15 protein-coding genes are annotated in these 20,460 nt (G+C 42.4%); 4 read left to right on the top strand and 11 right to left on the bottom strand.

The features are described from left to right. Positions 1 to 23: 23 nt before the first annotated feature. The 8 genes from H3302_RS09035 to H3302_RS09000 form a co-directional block, all read right to left on the bottom strand. Positions 24 to 287, bottom strand: a complete 264-nt coding sequence (locus H3302_RS09035; protein ID WP_036967891.1) for a lipoprotein — start codon at positions 285 to 287, stop codon at positions 24 to 26. A gap of 11 nt (positions 288 to 298) precedes the next feature. Next, positions 299 to 1,132, bottom strand: coding sequence for a CsiV family protein (locus H3302_RS09030; protein WP_036967893.1), 834 nt, complete (start codon positions 1,130 to 1,132; stop codon positions 299 to 301). After that, positions 1,132 to 4,605, bottom strand: a complete 3,474-nt coding sequence (gene mfd / locus H3302_RS09025; protein ID WP_075593486.1) for a transcription-repair coupling factor — start codon at positions 4,603 to 4,605, stop codon at positions 1,132 to 1,134. Before mfd ends, H3302_RS09030 begins: the two co-directional genes overlap by 1 nt. Before the next feature lie 22 nt (positions 4,606 to 4,627). Beyond that, positions 4,628 to 5,521 (bottom strand): carbon-nitrogen hydrolase, encoded by an 894-nt coding sequence (locus tag H3302_RS09020; RefSeq protein WP_036967897.1) that lies wholly within the window; start codon positions 5,519 to 5,521, stop codon positions 4,628 to 4,630. After that, positions 5,514 to 6,572, bottom strand: coding sequence for an agmatine/peptidylarginine deiminase (locus tag H3302_RS09015; protein WP_118844375.1), 1,059 nt, complete (start codon positions 6,570 to 6,572; stop codon positions 5,514 to 5,516). The genes H3302_RS09020 and H3302_RS09015 overlap by 8 nt, the downstream gene beginning before the upstream one ends. Before the next feature lie 84 nt (positions 6,573 to 6,656). Then, complete coding sequence (locus tag H3302_RS09010) at positions 6,657 to 7,250, bottom strand: hypothetical protein (RefSeq protein WP_065978500.1); 594 nt, start codon at positions 7,248 to 7,250, stop codon at positions 6,657 to 6,659. Between the two features lie 117 nt (positions 7,251 to 7,367). Beyond that, positions 7,368 to 10,541, bottom strand: a complete 3,174-nt coding sequence (locus H3302_RS09005; protein WP_036967904.1) for an efflux RND transporter permease subunit — start codon at positions 10,539 to 10,541, stop codon at positions 7,368 to 7,370. A gap of 14 nt (positions 10,542 to 10,555) precedes the next feature. Then, positions 10,556 to 11,761 carry an efflux RND transporter periplasmic adaptor subunit gene (locus H3302_RS09000; RefSeq protein WP_065978498.1) on the bottom strand — a complete coding sequence of 402 codons (1,206 nt, stop codon included), beginning with the start codon at positions 11,759 to 11,761 and terminating at the stop codon, positions 10,556 to 10,558. Positions 11,762 to 12,434: 673 nt separating this feature from the next. Here H3302_RS09000 and H3302_RS08995 point away from each other — a divergent pair. The 3 genes from H3302_RS08995 (at position 12,435) to H3302_RS08985 (ending at position 17,094) form a co-directional block, all read left to right on the top strand. Beyond that, positions 12,435 to 12,995, top strand: coding sequence for an RNA polymerase sigma factor (locus H3302_RS08995; RefSeq protein ID WP_182394973.1), 561 nt, complete (start codon positions 12,435 to 12,437; stop codon positions 12,993 to 12,995). Beyond that, positions 12,992 to 14,062, top strand: coding sequence for a FecR family protein (locus H3302_RS08990; RefSeq protein ID WP_036967913.1), 1,071 nt, complete (start codon positions 12,992 to 12,994; stop codon positions 14,060 to 14,062). The genes H3302_RS08995 and H3302_RS08990 overlap by 4 nt, the downstream gene beginning before the upstream one ends. Positions 14,063 to 14,187: 125 nt before the next feature. Further along, on the top strand, positions 14,188 to 17,094 hold the full coding sequence (locus H3302_RS08985) for a TonB-dependent receptor plug domain-containing protein (RefSeq protein WP_409076795.1): 2,907 nt from the start codon (positions 14,188 to 14,190) through the stop codon (positions 17,092 to 17,094). 58 nt (positions 17,095 to 17,152) lie between these two features. Here H3302_RS08985 and H3302_RS08980 read toward each other — a convergent pair whose 3' ends face one another. Next, positions 17,153 to 17,551 (bottom strand): biopolymer transporter ExbD, encoded by a 399-nt coding sequence (locus H3302_RS08980; RefSeq protein WP_036969180.1) that lies wholly within the window; start codon positions 17,549 to 17,551, stop codon positions 17,153 to 17,155. 289 nt (positions 17,552 to 17,840) lie between these two features. Here H3302_RS08980 and H3302_RS08975 point away from each other — a divergent pair, with 289 nt between their 5' ends. Further along, positions 17,841 to 18,818: a catalase family peroxidase gene (locus H3302_RS08975; protein ID WP_182394969.1), complete on the top strand. Its 978-nt coding sequence runs from the start codon at positions 17,841 to 17,843 to the stop codon at positions 18,816 to 18,818. Between the two features lie 57 nt (positions 18,819 to 18,875). Here the strand turns inward: H3302_RS08975 and H3302_RS08970 are convergent, their stop codons facing one another. Both H3302_RS08970 and H3302_RS08965 read right to left on the bottom strand, forming a co-directional pair. After that, positions 18,876 to 19,319, bottom strand: coding sequence for a PA2169 family four-helix-bundle protein (locus H3302_RS08970; RefSeq protein ID WP_036967916.1), 444 nt, complete (start codon positions 19,317 to 19,319; stop codon positions 18,876 to 18,878). A gap of 193 nt (positions 19,320 to 19,512) precedes the next feature. Then, entirely contained in the window at positions 19,513 to 20,451 is a 939-nt protein-coding gene (locus H3302_RS08965; protein ID WP_036967919.1) for a LysR family transcriptional regulator, read from the bottom strand. Positions 20,452 to 20,460 lie beyond the last annotated feature (9 nt).

The raw sequence follows: 20,460 nt of genomic DNA, 5'->3' as shown, positions 1-20,460 counted from the left end.
GGCTATATGCCACCCTTACAGGATTATTTAGCGTCTAAACCTGTTTTACTATAAAGCGATACTTTATCTGAAACTAAAGTGATTTCGATATTTTTATCATTATCACCCCAGATACAGTTCGTATGCAGTGTTTTCTCTTCGCACTTATCAGCCGAGCCTAAGATAGCTTCAACTTCTGCTTTATCCATACCGATTTTTATTTTTTCATAGTTCTCAAGGTTTACTTTAGAGCAGCCAGCTAATGTTAACACTGCAGCGGCAGCAGCAATTGCCATATATTTTTTCATAATAGATTCCATTAATGGTTGTAGCGTCTTATTTGCACGATCATGCCCATACGAGGATGATCGAAATAATGTATTTCGTTGCTGATCACACGCTTAAATTGTGAAAAGCGGGCTTTTTCATAATCACCGGTTTCTAAACGCTGACTAATATCAAAATCAGCATTTATAAAAAGGTAATGACGAACGTAAATTTTCATTAAACCATCTAATTCCCAATCAGGCGTTTGTTGCAAACTCTCTGGAATATATTGCTCTGATGGAGTTACTAGGCTAATAAAGTCATTGTTATCTGGTTCAATAGCAGGTGAACTTGCTGCTAAATGTTTGCCTGCAAATAACCGAATACTTTGAGCGCGTGATTCACTCATTTCAGGAAAACGCCAACCGGTGTGTAATAACGGTGTTAAACCTTTTCTATCAAGCTGGTTTTTCTGTTCAGTAAATTGCAGTTGCTCAGGCGCCATTAAATAAATTTCGTCGGTGTCTTCACGTGGTTCGACAGGGGGAGAGACAGGTAATTCGTTGTAGCTTGCTAAAAAATCAACGCTGTCGTCACAGACATTCGAATGTGGGTTTGAATTAATCAATTCATCAGTAAATGACTGTGAACGAAAACGACTATCACCGTTAATACAAGCTTGTTTAGCGTGCGCTTTGTAGACAGGTGATAATAAGTCTTTCGAACGTTTTGCATTGATTTCATCATGTTTTAACGAGAAATCTTCTTGTAAGTAGGGCGCTGGACGTTGTTTATAAATAAGCACTTCTATTTCGAACCAGCGTGCTGCAAACGATGAGCTTGTAAATAAGCAACAAAGTAAAATAAAACTATTTCTAAACAACATTAATGGCTAACCTTTTTTTCGAAATCTGCAATCATTGCAGTGACCATTTTCAAGCGTTCACGAGGGTTCGCCTCGCTGATCGCAAAACGCAATTTATTTGCGCCGTCCATTTTATATATATGCGGAGCACTTTGTATCAAACCTATAATGAAGCTAGGGTTAACCTTTGTATGCTGGCTAAACTCAAAATAGCCGCCTTTCGGGTTTGCTTCAATCTTTTTGATGCCAATATTGCTGGCTTGCAATTTCAGTTGTTGCAAACTAAATAAGTTTTTCGTGGCATCTGGGAGTAAACCAAATCGGTCTATTAACTCGACCTGTAGCTCGTCCATGTCATTGAGATTAGCACAGCTTGCGATGCGTTTATAGATTCCTAAGCGTGCATTTACATCATGAATATAATCATCCGGTAATAAGGCTGGCAGTTTTAAATCAACCTCAGTCTGTTGACCTAGCAGGTTCTCCAGTGTTGGCTCTTTGCCTTCTTTTAGTGCGTTAACGGCTTGCTCAAGCATTTCCATATAAAGGCTAAAACCGATGCTCTGCATTTGCCCTGATTGATCATCACCGAGTAGCTCACCCGCGCCACGAATTTCTAAATCATGCGTCGCTAACGCAAAGCCTGCGCCTAAATCTTCTAAAGACTCGATGGCCTCAAGGCGTTTTACTGCATCTTTGGTTAATGACTTTGGATTGCCTGTTAATAAATACGCGTACGCTTGGTGGTGACTTCGACCAACGCGGCCGCGAAGCTGATGCAGCTGAGCTAGGCCAAGCTTGTCGGCTCTATCCATTATGATGGTATTTGCAGTCGGAACATCAATGCCGGTTTCAATGATTGTTGTACACACAATCACATTGTATTTTTGGTGATAAAAATCACTCATGATTTGCTCAAGCTCGCGTTCACGCATTTGGCCGTGTGCAGTGGTAACGCTCGCTTCTGGTACCCACTCAGTAATTTCTTCAGCAACACGGTCGATAGTTTCAACATTATTGTGTAAGAAATAAACTTGGCCGCCGCGCTTAATTTCACGCAGAATAGCTTCGCGAATGAGCTCAGCATCACGTTGTCTTACAAAGGTTTTAACGGCCAATCGTTTAGCCGGTGGTGTGGCGATAATCGATAAGTCGCGCATGCCGCTCATTGCCATATTCAGTGTACGCGGAATCGGGGTGGCGGTGAGGGTTAAAATGTCGACATCGGCGCGCAGTGCTTTTATCTTTTCTTTTTGACGAACACCAAAGCGATGTTCTTCATCAACGATTAATAAGCCTAAGTCTTTAAATTTAATGTCTTGCTGAATTAATTTGTGTGTACCTATGACAATATCTAGCTTGCCTTCGGCCATTTTATCCAGTGTTTCTTTTTGTTCTTTTGTCGAATTAAAACGCGATAAAACACCGACTTCTATTGGCAAATCAGCGAAGCGATCTTTAAAGTTTTCAAAATGTTGCTGTGCAAGTAACGTGGTCGGGACTAGCACGGCGACTTGCTTGTTATCATTTACGGCAACAAAGGCAGCGCGCATGGCGACTTCTGTTTTACCAAAACCCACATCACCACACACTAATCGGTCCATAGCCTGTTTACTTTGCATATCGCCCAGTACAGCTTCGATGGCGTTGCGTTGGTCGTCTGTTTCTTCAAATGGAAAGCTGTCGCTAAATTGGCGATAAGCACTGCCGTCAAGTTTAAACATATTGCCAGGTTTAGCTTGGCGTTTTGCGTAAATATCTAACAGCTCAGCAGCGACATCGCGTACTTTTTCTGCGGCGCGTTTTTTCGCTTTTTCCCATGCATCTGAACCCAGTTTATGAAGTGGGGCACTTGCTTCCTCTCCACCTGAATAACGGCTCAACATATGAAGTGCAGAAACGGGCACATAGAGTTTGGCTTCGTTTGCGTAGATGATCGTAACAAACTCGGTAATCACCCCCGCAGCATCAATGGTTTCAAGACCTTGATAACGACCCACACCGTGATCAAGGTGCACAATTGGTTGACCTTGACGCAGTTCTGCCAGATTGCGAATTAATGCATCTTGGCTTGCTTCGTATTTATGTTTTCGGCGTCTGCGCTGAGACACCTTAATACCTAATAACTCTTGCTCTGTAATGATGGTTAAACGGGGTTTACCATCCAGTACCACACTTTGCTCAAGGGGCGAGACGATTAAACCCACATCACTAGAGCTTTGGGTAAAGTCGGTGAATGAATTAAATTCTTTAAACTTTAAACCACTTGGTTTTAACAGTGTCAGCAGCGATTCACGTCGTCCGTCAGACTCTACAGACAGTAGCACACGGCCTTTTTGTTTTTTTTCACTGGCAACATAGTCAATTAGGCCTTGATACGGCTCATGCAATTTATGATCAATACGTACATTGGGTAAATCGTTGCTGGCTAAATTTGTGTGTCCTGCTTTCGTACCAAGCTTTGCCTGTGATAAACGTATTCGCGCGTAGTGTGCAAACTCACCAAACAGTTCATTGACACTTTGATAAAGTTTTATAGGCTCAAGAAGCGGTCTAAGAGGGTCTACACGGCGGTTTTCATAGCGTACATTTACATCATGCCAAAACTGCTCAGCGGCATGCTCAATATCACCAAAGTGCATGAAAGTGGTATTGTTGGGAAGGTAATCGAAAATTGTCGCTAGTTGATCGAAAAACAGCGGCATGTAATATTCAATCCCCGCAGGCCAAGTGCCTTTGGTTACCTGCATGTAGATAGAATCTTGCTCGGAGCTGGCACCAAATTGTTCACGATAATTAATTCTAAACCGTTCTATATCTGCATCGTTTGTCGGGAATTCGTGGGCCGGTAAGAGCTCTATTTTATCGACTTTTTCATCAGAACGTTGGCTTTCTACGTCAAACAAGCGGATGCTGTCTAGTTCATCGTCAAAAAAGTCTAATCTGAATGGGTGAGGACTCCCCATCGGGTATAAGTCAACAATTGAGCCACGTATTGCATATTCACCATGCTCCATCACTTGTTGAACATGTAAGTAGCCTGCTTGCTCAAGGTTATCACGTAGGGTGTGAGTATCTAGCGTGTCACCCACCGTAAAATTAAGGGTTGAACCATAGATAAATGACGCGGGAGCAGTGCGTAGCATCAAGGTCGACACGGGCACAATTAACACGCTTTGTTGTTCTTTTTTTAAGGTGTTAAGAGTGGCAAGACGCGCAGAGATAATATCCTGATGCGGTGAAAAATGATCATAAGGTAACGTTTCCCAGTCAGGGAAGACCATGACTGGGTTTTCAGGTAATAAAAATTCGAGTTCAGTTTCAAGGCGAAGGGCGCTTGGTGTATCTGGGGTGACAATCACAACAAGTTCGTTATGTTGTTTCACACCTTCGGCTATTGCGATACTCAGCCCGCTGCCGGTTAGTTGTCCCCAGTGAATTTTATCTTTCTCAGATTTTACCCAAGGCAATGCTGCCCATTGCGCAAACGCCATTTACTACTCCTTTAAACTGTGTTTAGTCTCGATAAATTTTTGTTAGATCCTGATAGTGGTCGATGCGACGATCACGTAGGTATGGCCAAATACGGCGAATGTTTTCGCTGCGTTGTTGGTCAAGTTCAACAACAAGTAACTGCTCGTCGCTGTTATTTGCGTGTGCAAGGATTTCACCTTGAGGGCCTGCGATAAACGAATTACCCCAAAACTGAATACCCTCGCTTTGCGCACTTGGATCACTTTCATGACCAACGCGGTTACAGCTAATAACGGGCACACCATTGGCAACAGCATGCGCACGCTGTGAAATAACCCAGGCGTCTTTTTGACGCGTTTGCTCGTCTTTATCATCACGAGGATCCCAGCCGATGGCTGTTGGGTAAATTAAGATTTCAGCTCCCGCCATCGCCATTAAGCGTGCGGCTTCAGGGAACCATTGATCCCAACATACTAGCACACCGAGTTTACCCACTGAGGTTTGAATTGGTTGAAACCCTAAATCCCCCGGTGTGAAGTAAAACTTCTCGTAAAACCCCGGATCATCCGGAATATGCATTTTACGGTATTTACCCGCAATGCTGCCGTCTGTTTCAAGTACAACGGCGGTGTTATGGTAAAGGCCTGTGGCACGCTTTTCGAATAATGATGACACGATCACCACATTTAACTCTTTTGCCAGCGCACCCAGTGTGTCTGTACTTGGGCCTGGAATTGTTTCTGCTAAATCGAAAACATCAACGTCTTCTGTTTGGCAGAAATATAAACTGCGGTGTAGTTCTTGAAGAACAACCAGTTTAGCGCCTTGGCTTGCTGCATCACGAATGCCTGCAATTGATTTTGCCATATTTTCTTGGGCGTTATCAGAATTAGATTGCTGTACAAGGGCAACCTTTAAATGCGTTGGTTTAGTCATTGTTTGCTCCTGCTAAAAAGCCGCGCGGTAATTGCATCGTAATGCAGTGTAAACTGCCAAACTGATGGATAATTGGTAAACAGTTAATACCCAGTACGGTGTGTTCTGGGTAGGCCATTGCAATTTGAGCTAATGCCAGTGAGTCATGTTCATCACCGTAAATTGGCACAAGCACTGTTTTATTGATGATTAAATAATTGGCATAAGTGGCGGGTAATCTGTCACCGTCATCGTTAAACACCGCTTTAGGCCAAGGAAGAGCGATAAGCCTGTAATCTTCACCTTGGTGTGTTTTAAACGTGTGTAACTGTTTTTCCATCGCGTCTAATGCAGCAAAATGCTCATCATTTTCGTCATCACACTTAACGTATACAAGCGTATTGTTTGGTGCAAAACGCACTAACGTATCAATGTGGCTGTCTGTGTCATCACCCGCTAAATAGCCGTGATCAACCCATAAAAACGATTCGGCACCTAATTGTTCTTTAAGGATTTGCTCGATGTCTGTTTTAGATAACGATGGATTACGATTCGGGTTTAACAAACATTCACTGGTCGTCAACAGCACACCGTGCTCATTAATTTCAACGCCGCCACCTTCAAGCACTAAATCACTTTGCTGATAAGCCGTGTTTGGGTTTGCTAGTTGTTTGACGAGCACTTGATTAATATGGTTATCAAGCTGGCTTTCGAATTTATTACCCCAGCCATTAAAAATAAAATCCATGATTTTTAAATCAGCTGCGTTATCAAGGTTCGCACAGGTTAACGGTCCATGGTCGCGAGCCCATGTATCGTTGCACGGGGTAACGACAAAGTGAATACGGTGTGCATCAACACCCGCGTCGGCCAGTAGGGCACTTATGTGGTTTTTAAGTGCGTCGTTATGAGCAACAATCACCACATCTTGTTGTTGGCTAATTGCTTGACATAGGGCGACGTAAACGGGTTCTACAACCGTTAAAATTGCAGCCCAATCGGTATCTTGGTGCGGCCAAGTGAGCATTACAGCGTCTTGCTCAGCCCATTCAGGTAAAAGTCTAAATTTCATGAAGGTATTAAACAAACAAAGGTGGGGCTAGTTTAGCATTTTAGCCATAGATGTCAGCTTTTTGTGCGCGATAAAGCAGGATTTTTAACTGCTTTGCGACGTGTTTTCTTGTTGACGTTTTTTAAGCTGGCGAGTTTGTGCATGCAATGCTGCCCGAACGACTAAATCTTGGTCTGCATCGCGAATGGCAGTGAATAATAAAGTGTATTGGTATTTATCATCATCGCGCTTTTCAATCGCAACTAATTCGGTATAACAATATATCGCTGATGCTTCATGCTGCAAAAATAGTTTGGTTCTAAACGTTTGCCCTAATTCGTATACCTCAGTCGATGTGAGTTTTACGCCACCGCCACCATAACTATCACAATAATTTGCGTTATCTTCGGGCTGTTCAGAGGCCAGAATGTGGCTCATAATCAAGTCTATTTTACGTGATTGAGCTTGTAAAAATATGGCCAGCTCTTGAGCTATGTCACCTAAATTACGCAGTGGGCGTAATGTACTTTGCTCAAGTTCATTCACTTCATTTGCAAGCTTAAATAGGGCGGGAATATCGGCTTCAAGTTCAGCATGCGTTTTCGGCACAACATGTGGCTCAACAGCGTATAAGTTCACGCGGTTGCTTTCTTCTATCTGAAAGTATTGCTCAAATTCGCTTAATTTTTGATTGTTCATGCTGTACTCCACACATATTTAGTTAATATTAGCGCCGCAAAGCACAAATTACCAGTAATGAAATACTGACAAATGACTTATAAAAAAAGGGCAAACTTATTGTTTGCCCTTCGTTTTTTATAAGTTGCCTTCTTGCGTATCGACATGCTCTTGCTTATGGTGCGCAGCAATTTCATCAGCAAGCTCTTGCCTTGAACGTTTTTCAGTTAACTTACGCTCAGTCAGCCAATAAAAGAACAGCGGTACAAAGAACACTGCGAGGAAGGTAGCCGCCATCATGCCGCCCATTACGCCTGTACCAACGCTGTGACGGGCTCCAGCACCGGCACCTGAGCTTAACACCAATGGTACAACACCCAATATAAAGGCTAATGAGGTCATAATAATGGGTCTAAAACGTAAGCGAGCTGCTTCCAATGCAGCAGTACTTGCGCTCCACCCTTGTTGATGTTTCATTAGCGCATACTCAACGATTAATATGGCATTTTTACTCGCTAGACCGAGTAGGGTGACTAAGCCAATTTGGAAGTAAACGTCGTTAGTCATGCCTACCAGCCAAACAGCAATCAATGCACCAAACGTACCAAAGGGTAATGCTAGCATCACTGAGAGCGGTAATGACCAACGTTCATACAATGCTGCCAGAATTAAAAACACCATGATCACAGCAAGCCCTAGTGCAATACCCGTTGTCCCTGAACTGCGTTTTTCTTGGTACGCAGACCCTGTCCATTCGTAGGTCATGTTAGGGGGGAGCACTGCGTTTGCGATCCGTTCTACTTCGGCAATTGCTTGGCCTGAGCTATAACCTGGTGCTGCATTACCCATTAGTTTTACGGCTGGTAAGTTATTGTAGCGGTTTAAGTTCTCAGGGCCTCGGCTGTATTCAATTGTTGTAAACGCTGACAAGGGCACCATATTGCCTAGGTTGTTTTTAACATAGATACGTTTGATGTCATCAGGTTTCATTCTAAATTCAGCATCCGCAGACATAAGCACTTGCCATGCACGGCCAAACTTATTGAAGTCGTTTACATAATAGGTGCCTAGGTTACCAGCCAGTGCGGTAAAGGCATCGTCTATTTCAACCCCCATTGCACGAGCTTGCTCGCGGTCAACATCAACACGCAGTTGCGGGGCATCTGGGCGCCACAGAGTTTGAAGGCCACTAATGATAGGGCTCTTTTGTGCTTCTGCTGTCATTAACTGCATCGCTTGTTGCAGTTTATCAGGGTCACTGTCACCTTTGTTTTGAATATAAAACTCAAAACCACCTGTATTTCCCAGACCAAAAATAGCGGGGGGATTAAAGGCAAGTACCAGTGCTTCTTTTATCCCGGCTGTTTTCATAAACAATTCTTGAACAAGCGCTTTCGTGTCGACCTCGCGTTCATCCCAATGTTTTTGAGTGACAAACAAGGTTGCAGCGCTGTTTTTATACCCGCCACCGATAAAGTCAAACCCCGTAAATGCCACGACGTTTTCGTTGGCAGGGTTTGATTGCACCGCTTTAACAACTTGTTGAGTAACGTGCTCTGTACGCTCAAGCGATGAACCATCGGGTAAGAAAATAGCCGATATGTAATAGCCCTGATCTTCGTCTGGTACTAATGAACCGGGTGTGTTCTGCCACAGTCCGATTGTGGCAGCAATCATTGCTGTCATGAGTATTAAGCCGAGTAATCCACGACGCACCATAAATCCGACGGCACCAACATAACGGCTCGTAATTTTTGTGAAGGTTGCATTAAACCATAAGAAAAACCGCGCGGTTTGTTTATGCTCTTGTTTTAAGATTAGGACGCACAGTGCAGGTGTCATGGTTAGCGCAACTACGCCCGATAAGCTCACCGCAATAGAGATGGTGATCGCAAATTGACGGAACAATTCACCGGTTAAGCCGCCTAAAAATGCAATAGGCACAAACACAGAACACAGCACTAAAACGATTGCAACAACAGGGCCACTGACCTCACGCATTGCTTTAATTGCCGCTTCGCGTGCACTTAAGTGTTCTTCGTGCATAATACGCTCAACGTTTTCGAGTACCACAATGGCATCATCAACCACGATACCTATCGAGAGCACCATACCAAATAATGTCAATGAGTTAATCGAATAGCCAAGCATGTACATGCCGGCAAATGTTCCAAGCAGAGACACAGGCACAGCAAGGGTGGGGATTAATGTTGCGCGCCAGTTTTGCAAAAATAAATACACTACTAAAAATACCAGTACCATGGCTTCGAGCAGTGTTTTAACAACTTCACGAATAGAGACTTCAACAAAACGTGTCGTGTCGTAAGAAGTTAAATGTGAGAGACCAGTTGGAAACTGGCTTTTCATCTCTTCGATTACAGTATTTACTTCGTCTGCGACATCAAGTGCATTCGCGCCGGGTTGTAAGAAAATACCCAACAGGACCGCTTCTTTACCGTTGATTGTGCCTTTAAAGTTATAATCTTTGGACCCGAGCTCAACACGCGCGACATCCTTTAAGCGTAAGCTACTGCCATCGGGGTTTGAACGAATAATAATGTTTTCAAACTGTTCAGGCTCAGAGAGTCGGCCTTGTGCCGTTACACTATAAACAAGCTCTTGTGGTGAGGATGCAGTGGGGGTAGCGCCAATTTTACCTGCGGCATATTGGGAGTTTTGAACGCGAATCGCTCCGGCCACCTCTTCGACAGTCACGCCTAATTGACTCATAACATCAGGACGCAACCAAATGCGCATAGCGTAGTCTTTGGCACCAAAAATCTGCACACTCGTAGTGCCTGGAATACGTTTTACACGGTCTAGCACGTTCATGGTGACATAGTTTGATGTCCATAAACTTGAGCGAGAACCATCTGGTGAATAAAAGGCATGCACTTGTAAAAAGCTGGATGAACCTTTTTGAACAACCACACCTTGACGGCGTGTTTCTTCTGGTAAACGCGCTTCAACTTGTTTAACACGGTTGTTCACATTTACTGCGGCTTGGTCTACGTCTGTGCCAATTTCAAACGTGACTTCAATAGTGGTTGAACCCGCACTCGTCGAGGTTGATGACATATACATCATGCCTTCAACACCGGTGATCGCATTTTCAATTGGGGCAGCAACTGTTTGCTCAAGTACGTCTGCAGACGCACCTGGGTATGCAGCTGTTACTTGAACGACTGGGGGCGCAATTTCAGGGTATTGGGCAATGGGTAAACTGCGCATGGCAGCAAGACCTGCCAAAACGATGACAATAGATATAACAAACGCAAAAATAGGTCTGTCTATAAAATAACGAGAAAACATAAGACTCCCTGTGTTTATTCTGCGTGGTTTGAGTTTGCAGCCGATTGGCCAACATTCACTGGCATACCAGGGAAGAAAATACGCGCCATTCCATCAACTATCACGTTATCGCCTTCTTTTAGGCCACTTTTAATCAGCCAAAAGTTCTGATATTGCTCGTTATTTGGTTGTTTAACCCATTCTCCTACCGTTACGGGAGCCGGCAGGGCAACATCCATGCCTTGCTCATTTTTACTGACAACGTACACAAACTTACCGGTGCCGTTATCCAGTACAGCACGCTGTGGCACAATGATCGCATTTTTACGCACGGCACCACTTAACTCAATACGGACGAATTGACCAGGACGTAATTGAAAATCAGGGTTTGGAATAATCGCTTGAAATTCACTGGTGCCTGTATTTGGGTTAATACGCACATCTGAGAAGTTAACTTCACCTGTTTTGCCGTACACAGAGCCGTCTTGAAGTTTAATTTTTGTTTGCCAATGGCCTTGCTCAGGTAAGGTCAGAGAGCCATTTTGAACATCTTGACGCATTTGTAACTGCTCTCGCTCAGATAAACCAAAGCGGATACGGATTGGATCAAACTGTGTCATTTGTGTAAGCAATAAATCGGGTCCCGATACAAAGGTCCCTTCTGAGACAAATTCACGACCCATTACACCGGCAACCGGGGCTTTAACTTGTGCATATTCAAGGTTCAACTGCGCTTGTTTTAGGGCAACTTTCGCCGCCTCGAGATCTGTTTTTGCAATGTCGTAAGCTGAACTTGCATTATCGTAATCGCGTTGCGACACAGATTTTTCTGCGCGTAATTTAGCTAAACGTTTTACATCTCTGTTAGCTTGTACTAACGCTGCATTGGCTCCATCAAGTGCAGCTTGAGCACGGTCAACCGCTAATTGATAAGGTTCAAGGTCGATAGTAAATAAAGAGTGACCTTGTTCAACACGTTGACCTTCTTCAAAATTACGTGATTCAAGAATTCCCGCAACGCGAGCACGAACTTCGACTTCTTTTGAACCAGACAACGTAGCAGGTAATTCGATAGTAAAGGGGGCATCTTGCGGTGTCATTGTCATAGTTGCTACCGCGGCAGGGTGCATTTGACCTTGTTGCTGCTGAGGTGCTTCTGAGCAACCTTGTAATAGTAAAGGTGCAGTTACAAAAAACAACGCAGATAATGATAATTTGGCAGACGCGAAAGGCAGGCGCATGTTTACTCCACAGTCCAATTGTTAAGTAGGTAAGCATAGAAAATAGCCTATACACTATCGAAAGGCGATACTATGCAGAAATTAAGCGCGTTTAGTTTATACCCAAATTAGCGAAAGGTACACCCTTTAGTTTACTTTTTACAGGTGAGATAAGCAGAGAATTAAATGCTATCTTCACAAAGAGATAGCGCACATACAGTGTACTCTAATTGCGGGTTAGTGTTTAAATAATTTAGCCAGTTCATCCATACCAATTTGCTTAATGAAGTGAGCTATTTTGAGGCGATAAACGTCGTTGCTAACGAGGCAAAAGAGTCGTTATTTAGGTGTTCTCGGCAATTGCTCTTACATTGCTCTACCACCTGCATCCATGCAGGCGTAAATCAGACATGTTAGCGCAGATAGCGACAGGTCAATCCCTCAGAATGATTCAGTATTATGACAGATTGGTATAATTGTATTGACTTGATAGTCTGGTTTTTTGCCTGTCGGCACAGTGGCTCACAGGAGGCTATATTAAGTTGTTTTGTAGTTTAGCAACTCGTAAAAACAGACTTTGTATGAGTTTATGAAATCTTTGTTTACGTGAGGAACAAAAATTTAACAAATACGCTTGTATTTATAATGAAAACTCGTACCCTAAAGTAATAAAAATAATAAAGGTGAGTTAGGGATGACGAAACACATTGGGGTAACATCAACGTTTGCTGAAATATCTAATAAACTAAGGCGCTTTGTATCTCGCATTGTGAGCCCAGATGATGTCGAAGACATAGTTCAAGAAACCTTTATTAAAAGTTATGAGGCTGATCTCAAGCAAAATATTGAATTTACACACAGTTATATACTTAAAACAGCGAAGCACTTAGCACTTAATCATGTAGCTAAATGGGATAATAAATACAAAGATTCATTGGATGAACAGCAGCAAGTTGAACGTCATATGCGCACAATGGCGTTGGAAGATGAGGTTACCTCTAAAGAGCGATTTTTGTTCTTTTGTCGTGTAACAAATGAATTGAGTCCACAAGTTAAAAAGTGTTTTATCCTTAAAAAAGTATATGGTTTGAGCCAAAAGGAAATTGCTAAAGAAATGAACCTAAGTACGAGCACTGTTGAAAAACATATCGCTAAAGGATTGTTACATGCGCACCGTGCGATGAAAGCCCACGATATTCAACAAAACAATTATCCTGAAACAAACACATTTACAGCCAAAGAGGTGAATAAATGAGTAATGTTCACCCATTTACCTCACACGACATGATTCAAGCGCAGGCAAGCCGTTGGATAAGCGCGATTGACCGTGGCTTATCAGATGAAGAAGTTAAACAATTACAAGTTTGGGCAAGTCAAAGCCGAGCGCATCAGGATGCATTGTTTGAGTTAGCACAATTATGGGATGAAATGAGTGTGCTAAATGAATTAAGCAGTTTGTTTCCACATAAAGCGCCTACAAAACAAAGTACTTCATTTGGGATGGCTACCGCTGCGAGCTTTTTAGTGGTGATGCTACTTGGTTGCATCATGTTAATCTATTCAAGCTATTGGCATTCAGCTGAAAACGATCATGCTAAATTTACAAAAATTTACCGAACAAAAGTCGGCGAACAAGCCACCTTTGTCCTGCCAGACAGTACTATTGTTCAGTTAAATACCAACACAAATCTTGAAGTTGCATACACAGGTAATCGTCGCCAACTCATTTTGAATCGAGGTGAAGGACGATTTAATGTTGCAAAAGATGCGAGTCGTCCATTCACTGTGATAGCGGGTGATAAATCGTTTACAGCATTAGGCACTGTGTTTAACGTGCAGCGGAACACGGCATCAGATCTAGAACTCGTTGTAACAGAAGGCAAAGTAATGATTGCCGACCCCAGTACTCAGGTTGACGCCACTGATTTTAATCGTCTTAAAGATGCAACAGACACCAGCAACGATATTAAAAAACTTAAAGCGAATGTTGTTGTTTCAGGTGAAAAAGCATTGATTAAACACAGTAAAACAGAGCCAATAAAACAATTATCAGCAGATGATGTGCAACGTGATTTAGCGTGGCAACATGGCATGCTTATTTTTAATGGTGAGCCCCTCAGCGACGCATTACAGGAAGTGAGTCGATACACCGCAACACGCTTTGAACTCCTTGACCCTGAACTCTCAACATTGAAAGTGGCGGGAGTATTTAAAGCTGGCGACATTAAAGGGTTACTTGATTCTTTGGCCGCTAACTTAGCTGTTGAACATCAACGATTAGGTGAACATCGTGTTACTTTGACCTTAGCGACTAAAAGTTAATATTGCCTATGAGAGCACACTTATTTCATGCAGTTAATGGTGCAGACGCTGCTTGTCATAAAAAATTAAATACAAAAAAATTAAATTTATGTAGTGGATTTTTCTTTCTCAACTGTTTGGTTAAGTTGCGCAGTAAACATGTGTATTTGTTACCAGCGGCCTGTTTTGTTTATGGACTGAATGTAAGTCAAACAGTCATCGCTGCTGAAAAACAAATGCTGCAATTTGATATTAAAGCGCAACGAGCTGATTTGGCTTTGATTGAATTTGCAAAGCAAACCGACCAAACAGTCATATTTTCGTTCGATTTAGCAAAGCAATATCAAGCGCAATCTGTGTTTGGTTTTTACACCAAATTAGATGCGTTAGATGCCATGCTAAAAGGCACTGAGCTCGATGCGGTTGTTGATCAAAATGGTTTACTGAGTATAAAACTCAAACAAATCAATAGGAAAGATAACAACATGAAAAACCTTTCAGGGATCAGCGCTGCAGTCGTGCCGTTACTGCTTGCTTCGAATACACAGGCGGTAGCTGCTGATCAAGCTGCACAGGAAAATATTGAGAAAATAGCTGTCGTGGGTAGCCGTGTCGCAGGGCGTTCAGTTGAAGATTTACCTGTACCGGTAGATATTTTAAGCGCAGAAGCACTGGAAAATACAGGTCAAACTGAGGTTGGCCGTATGTTGCAAGCCATTGCGCCTTCATTTAACTTTTCCAGCTCGTCTATCAGCGATGGTACAGATGCGTTAAGACCAGCAACATTGCGCGGTTTAGGGCCCGATCAAACGTTAGTTCTGATTAATGGTAAGCGCCGTCACCAGGCAAGTATTATTCATATCAATACCTCTGTTGGTCGTGGTACGGCCGGTACAGACATGAATGCGATTCCTGCTGCATCCATCAAACGTATTGAAGTCTTGCGTGATGGTGCCGCAGCACAATATGGTTCAGATGCGATTGCGGGCGTTATCAACATCGTATTAAAAGACGCAGAAGAAGGCGGTAAAGCGACGATTAATTATGGTGAGTACTCAGAGGGCGATGGCGAAACAGTTAATATCGATTTTAATAAAGGGTTTGCGTTAGGCGACGAAGGGTATTTAAATACGACGATTAATTATCGAGATCGTGCGCCAACAAACCGTGCAGGCTTACATGGTTCATGTCAATTTTATGGCTGTACTGAGCTTGAAGATGGCACATTACTCGCGGGCGATCCTCGTGAGCTAACAGCCCCGCGCGATACTTTTAGAATTGGTGATGCAGATTCACAGCAATTTGCCCTCACAGTTAATACAGGCTATGAACTTGCTGGTGGTGAGCTTTATGGTTTTATTACTTATTCGAACCGTGAAAATGAATCAGCTGCATTCTTCCGTCATAATGCCAATGCAAGTGGTAACCCTGTTTTACAAGATGGCGATGCAACCATTCCTATGGGGTTTCTACCAAAAATTAACACAGTAATCGATGACGTGTCCTACAATGTTGGTTTCAAAAAATCATTTGATAATGACGCGAGTATTGATTTGTCATACACCTATGGCGAAAACAGCATCGATTACACCACAAGCGATACGATTAATGGCTCGTATGCTAATTACCTTCGTTATGAGCAAGGCTTAACGGCTGACGAAATTCGAACTACGATCCCGCGCTCGGCGTATGCCTATGGTCTTGAGTTATCACTACAAACACTGAATCTTGACTACACCAAAGATTACGAGCACTTTTCGCTGGCGTTGGGTGCTGAGCTTCGTACCGATGAATTTCGCATCCTAGAGGGAAGTGAGTATGCGTATCGTGATTACGATACAGTTGATGGGGTAAGTATTTATGCAGGCCTTAATGACGGCATAGGAAGTGTTGATGCTGCAAGTGGTGCTCAAGGGTTTGGTGGTTCCGATCCGGCCTCGTCAGTGGATGAGTCACGCGATGTAATTTCATTTTATTTAGACGCCGAAACGTATGTAATTGATGATGTGATTATCTCAGGTGCACTTCGTTACGATAACTATAAAGGTTTTGGCGATACCGTTAACTTTAAACTGGCGGGTAACTGGTCAATCACTGAAGATGTTTCGTTACGTGGGGCTGTGAGTACAGGATTCAGAGCGCCTTCAATGCAGCAGTTGTACTTTAATAACGTAAGCACACAGTTTGTTGTTGGACCAAATGGTGACTTAATTGCAGAGCAAGTGGGCACCTTTAGAAACGACAGTACGCTGGCGCAATCTATTGGTATTCCTAAACTTAAAGAAGAGAAATCGCAAAATCGTAGTTTAGGGATTGTTTACAACGTCACAGATAACATCAACCTGACTATTGACTACTATGCGATTGATATCGATGACCGTATTGTGATCAGTAATCGTTTAGGGAAAGGATTATCCGACACATTAGATGCAGCGTTAGAAAGCGCTGGCGCGGGAGCTGGACAGTTCTTCTTAAATGGCGCTGATACAGAAACCGAAGGGGTTGATTTAGTCGCAACGTGGAATACCGAGGGCCTTGGTGGAACACTTGATTTTACTTTTGCTGCTAACTTTACAAAAACGGATGTCGTTGATTTATTCACCCCTGCAGGCAGTGGGCTTGAAACGATTCCGGTTGAAGATGTGTTTTCTGCGCAAGAAACATCGATTATTGAAGAGTGGCAACCCGAAGACCGCATTAACTTAAGTGCACTTTACCGACTAGAAGACTGGACGGTCAATTTATCACTTAATCGTTACGGTGAGTACACGGTAGAAGATGGAGGTCGCCAAACGTATGGCGCTGAAATCTTAACTGACGTAAAAGTTAACTACTTCTTTAACGAAAATCTGTCGTTTAATATTGGTGCAAACAACTTATTTGATGTTTACCCCGATAAGAATACCATTGGTAATTCGCGTTCGGGTACCATTGTTGATGCAAATGGAAACACTATTGTTTCAAGCCCGGGTGTGTTCACTTATTCACGTCGCTCAGCACCCTTTGGCTTTAACGGTGCGTACTACTACGTAGGCGCAGAATATAAGTTCTAAAAATCCTATCGATTCCTTTATTATTTAACCTTCAAAGGGCCGTTAGGCCCTTTTTTAGTTATAGAGACGTGCTTATAGAGATTGGAACATCTTGATATTGTTTTATTTTATCAAGCAAGGTGACTAAGGTTTTGTGGCTGCTTTGCTCACTTGCAGTTACTTGCACCTGTGTCATTTCAAACTGTGCGGCAAATAACGCGAGGTTAGCTATAATTTGCTCTGGTGTTATAAGTCGGTTTGCAAAGTAAATACTGTCGTTTTCAGTAATAGTAAATTGCGCTTGTTTTTTTGGGTTTTCAAGAGTTGGTTTTGCTAAAGGGCGATTGACTTCTATAGCGCGCTCTTTAACAAATGAGGTTGTAACGATAAAAAATATCAGCAATATAAATACAATATCGAGCATCGGGGTCATATCTACATCAGCGTTTGCAGTGGTTTTTTTAGGTTGTTTCACCATAATTAGGTCCTTGTTGTTTTTGACCAAGCCACAAAATTTACGATTAAGTGGACTAGCCATAGTCGTGTTAAGAACACGGATTATTTTTAAAATGCTGGGCGCCACAGCCATTTTTCGGATCCTAAATTTAAAGTTAGCAGCTTTTAAAAATACTGTAGTTAAATAAATATTCTTAGTTTATTAAATGTTTGTAGCGTTTTTGTTGGTAAAAATATTTATTAACTTTGATGAAATCATTTCGAGGTTTGTCAGGTCATTGTTGTTGGAACTAAGTTTAAAGGATGGATAAATGCTAAAAATTAAGTCTTTAGTTTGTGCTATGTGCCTTGTTTTACCAACAGCAAGTTTTGCTGAGCAATCAGTTAACGGGCAAGATTTCATAAATTTATTTGAGAAGCTGTCAGGTAAGCAGCCCGGAATTAGAAAAGGTCACGCCAAAGGTGTATGCGCTGTGGGCACATTTACACCTAATCAAGCAGCAAAACAGTATTCAATCAGCCCTTTATTTAACGCACCATCAAAAGCAAATATTCGTTTTTCTATGGGTGGGGGTAACCCCAATGCTGATGAAACATCACGTTCTCCGCGAGGAATCGGGGTGCAGTTTGTGCTAGAAAATGGGGATGTGCACAATATTGCAGGGCTAACTACGCCCGTATTTGCAGGTAATAGCCCTGAAGCATTTTTTGGTTTGCTAAGTACCTTAGTACCTGATGAAAAAACAGGTGAAATCGATTTTGCAAAAGTGAAAGCATACAGAGAGCAAAACCCGAGTACGTTAGGACAATTTAATTGGCTACAAAGCCATAACCCGCCAGCATCGTATGTGTCTTCACGTTATTTTGGTGTGCATACCTTTTACATGGTTGATGAAAAGGGCACTAAGCAAGCTTTTAGATGGACCATGGTGCCAGAAGCGCCAGAACAAGTACTAACTGAAGAACAAATGAAAGCATTACCTAAATCATTTCTTGCTAAGCGACTTGAAGAGGATTTAGCGAAAGGGAAAGTTCATTACCGTTTTCAAGCTGAATTAGCCGAGCCGGGTGATGCATTAACGGATCCTTCAGTGCAATGGCCTGCTGATCGCAAAACAGTTAATTTAGGAAAGCTCACGATAGAATCCACGGGTGAATCAGGGTGTGATTTAACTAATTACGACCCAAATCTGCTTTCACAAGGCTTTATGCCAAGTGAAGATGAAGTGTTAAAGCTGCGCTCAACTGCTTATGCTATTTCATTTTCAAAACGTATTACTGGGCAATAACGTTCTTTAAATTTTCAATATGAAGCCCAGTTATGCTGGGCTTCATATGATTAGCAGTTAATGCTTTTTCATTTTGCTCATTTCGGCATGACAGCTTTGAATAGTTAGCAGGGTTTTTGATAACGCTGCTTCACAGTCGTGGGGTTGAGGTTTTTTGAGCGCACTTTTTATTTCTGCGAGTGTTTTGTCTTCGACTTCTTCAAGCTCACTGACATAGGTTGCATCTTTGTCTGCACCGAGTTTAGTGATTAAAGATGTGTAAGCTTTACGAGCTTCTACCGCAAAGTCTGAGCCATTTTCACGGTGACCTGTTTGGTTTATGGCGTATGGCTGTAAACGTTCAATACTTACTTTACGGGCATCGATCATGCGCTGAAATAACGCGACGATACTGGGGTCTGAAACTTTTTCCTGTGCTTTTTCATAAAAATCGATACCACTGTTCATAACTTGAATGATATCTGCAATATGATGAACGTCATGTCCTTGATGTGTTTGCATAATGACCTCTCTAATAATATAGACTGAATTAAAACAATGCTCTCTACATGAAGCAAAGCATGTTCCAATCCCTAACATAAAAGTATTATCATTAATAATCAGAGTGTTACATTTTTATTTTGAGATAAAGCGAGTTTGGTACGCCCATATAAAAAGGCGTACCAGCAATAATTACAGGTTAATAGGTAAAATATTACTTAAGCTCATTGGCCACTTCAGCCACTTTTTGTCTAAGCCAAATATGGCTGGCATCACGGTGTAAAAGAGGGCTCCAAATCATGTCGAGTTCAAAAGGCGGAATAGGGAAAGGTGGCTCAAGAATTTTTAATCCCGGATCATCTAAATAAATATTCGCCGCTTTTGATGGCAGTGTGGCCACTAAATTCTGCTCTTTAGCCAGGTGAATGGCGACATGATAGTTTCGAGTAAAGGTTGCAATATTCCGGTGCTTACCAAAATGAGCAAGCGCTTCGTCTACCCAACCTAACTTTTGGACATCTTTTGGGTCCATACCTACGCCAACACCAAAACCTGTTTTACTTACCCAAATATGGCGCGCTTTTAAGTAACTATCGAGACTGAAGTCTTTAATGATAGGGTTGTCGGCTTTTACTAAGCAGCAAAAACTGTCTTTCCAAATTTGTTTGTAGTGAAACGATTGGGGTAAGTTTTCAAAGCGGTTAATTGCCATGTCGACCTTGCCGTTTTCAACGTCATGAAACGTAACGTCACTGGGGGTCAGGATATCAAGCGTGGTGTCAGGTGCTTCTTCGTGTAACTTACTAAGTAGTTTGGGCGCAAGGGTACTGGCCGCATAGTCACTGGCCATAATACGAAATACACGTTTACTTTGAGATGCTTCAAATTCACGGTTAGGAGCGAGTGTTTCTTCTAACGTCATTAAAATACCGCGTATGACTGGTTGTAGCTCTTTAGCACGCTCTGTCGGCACCATTCCTTCACTGGTGCGTACCAAAATCGGATCATTAAATAAATTTCTCAGGCGCTTTAAACCGTTACTCATTGCGGGTTGTGTAATGCTTAACTGATTAGCCGCTTTGGTTACATTGCACTCTCTGAGTAATGTATCTAGGTAAACAAGTAAGTTTAAATCTATTTTACTTATATTCATTCTGTGTCC

Origin of the sequence: Pseudoalteromonas sp. MT33b, from assembly GCF_014117385.1 — a bacterium.
Lineage (GTDB): Bacteria > Pseudomonadota > Gammaproteobacteria > Enterobacterales > Alteromonadaceae > Pseudoalteromonas > Pseudoalteromonas lipolytica.
Note: the sequence above shows the minus strand (reverse complement) of the source record. Positions and strands in the feature narration are given on the sequence as shown.

What these genes read in the sequence shown, in the direction of transcription:
- H3302_RS09035 (WP_036967891.1), bottom strand. Translation starts at nt 287, where the DNA reads ATGAAAAAATATATGGCAATTGCTGCTGCCGCTGCAGTGTTAACATTA.
- H3302_RS09030 (WP_036967893.1), bottom strand. Translation starts at nt 1,132, where the DNA reads ATGTTGTTTAGAAATAGTTTTATTTTACTTTGTTGCTTATTTACAAGC.
- mfd (WP_075593486.1), bottom strand. Translation starts at nt 4,605, where the DNA reads ATGGCGTTTGCGCAATGGGCAGCATTGCCTTGGGTAAAATCTGAGAAA.
- H3302_RS09020 (WP_036967897.1), bottom strand. Translation starts at nt 5,521, where the DNA reads ATGACTAAACCAACGCATTTAAAGGTTGCCCTTGTACAGCAATCTAAT.
- H3302_RS09015 (WP_118844375.1), bottom strand. Translation starts at nt 6,572, where the DNA reads ATGAAATTTAGACTTTTACCTGAATGGGCTGAGCAAGACGCTGTAATG.
- H3302_RS09010 (WP_065978500.1), bottom strand. Translation starts at nt 7,250, where the DNA reads ATGAACAATCAAAAATTAAGCGAATTTGAGCAATACTTTCAGATAGAA.
- H3302_RS09005 (WP_036967904.1), bottom strand. Translation starts at nt 10,541, where the DNA reads ATGTTTTCTCGTTATTTTATAGACAGACCTATTTTTGCGTTTGTTATA.
- H3302_RS09000 (WP_065978498.1), bottom strand. Translation starts at nt 11,761, where the DNA reads ATGCGCCTGCCTTTCGCGTCTGCCAAATTATCATTATCTGCGTTGTTT.
- H3302_RS08995 (WP_182394973.1), top strand. Translation starts at nt 12,435, where the DNA reads ATGACGAAACACATTGGGGTAACATCAACGTTTGCTGAAATATCTAAT.
- H3302_RS08990 (WP_036967913.1), top strand. Translation starts at nt 12,992, where the DNA reads ATGAGTAATGTTCACCCATTTACCTCACACGACATGATTCAAGCGCAG.
- H3302_RS08980 (WP_036969180.1), bottom strand. Translation starts at nt 17,551, where the DNA reads ATGGTGAAACAACCTAAAAAAACCACTGCAAACGCTGATGTAGATATG.
- H3302_RS08975 (WP_182394969.1), top strand. Translation starts at nt 17,841, where the DNA reads ATGCTAAAAATTAAGTCTTTAGTTTGTGCTATGTGCCTTGTTTTACCA.
- H3302_RS08970 (WP_036967916.1), bottom strand. Translation starts at nt 19,319, where the DNA reads ATGCAAACACATCAAGGACATGACGTTCATCATATTGCAGATATCATT.
- H3302_RS08965 (WP_036967919.1), bottom strand. Translation starts at nt 20,451, where the DNA reads ATGAATATAAGTAAAATAGATTTAAACTTACTTGTTTACCTAGATACA.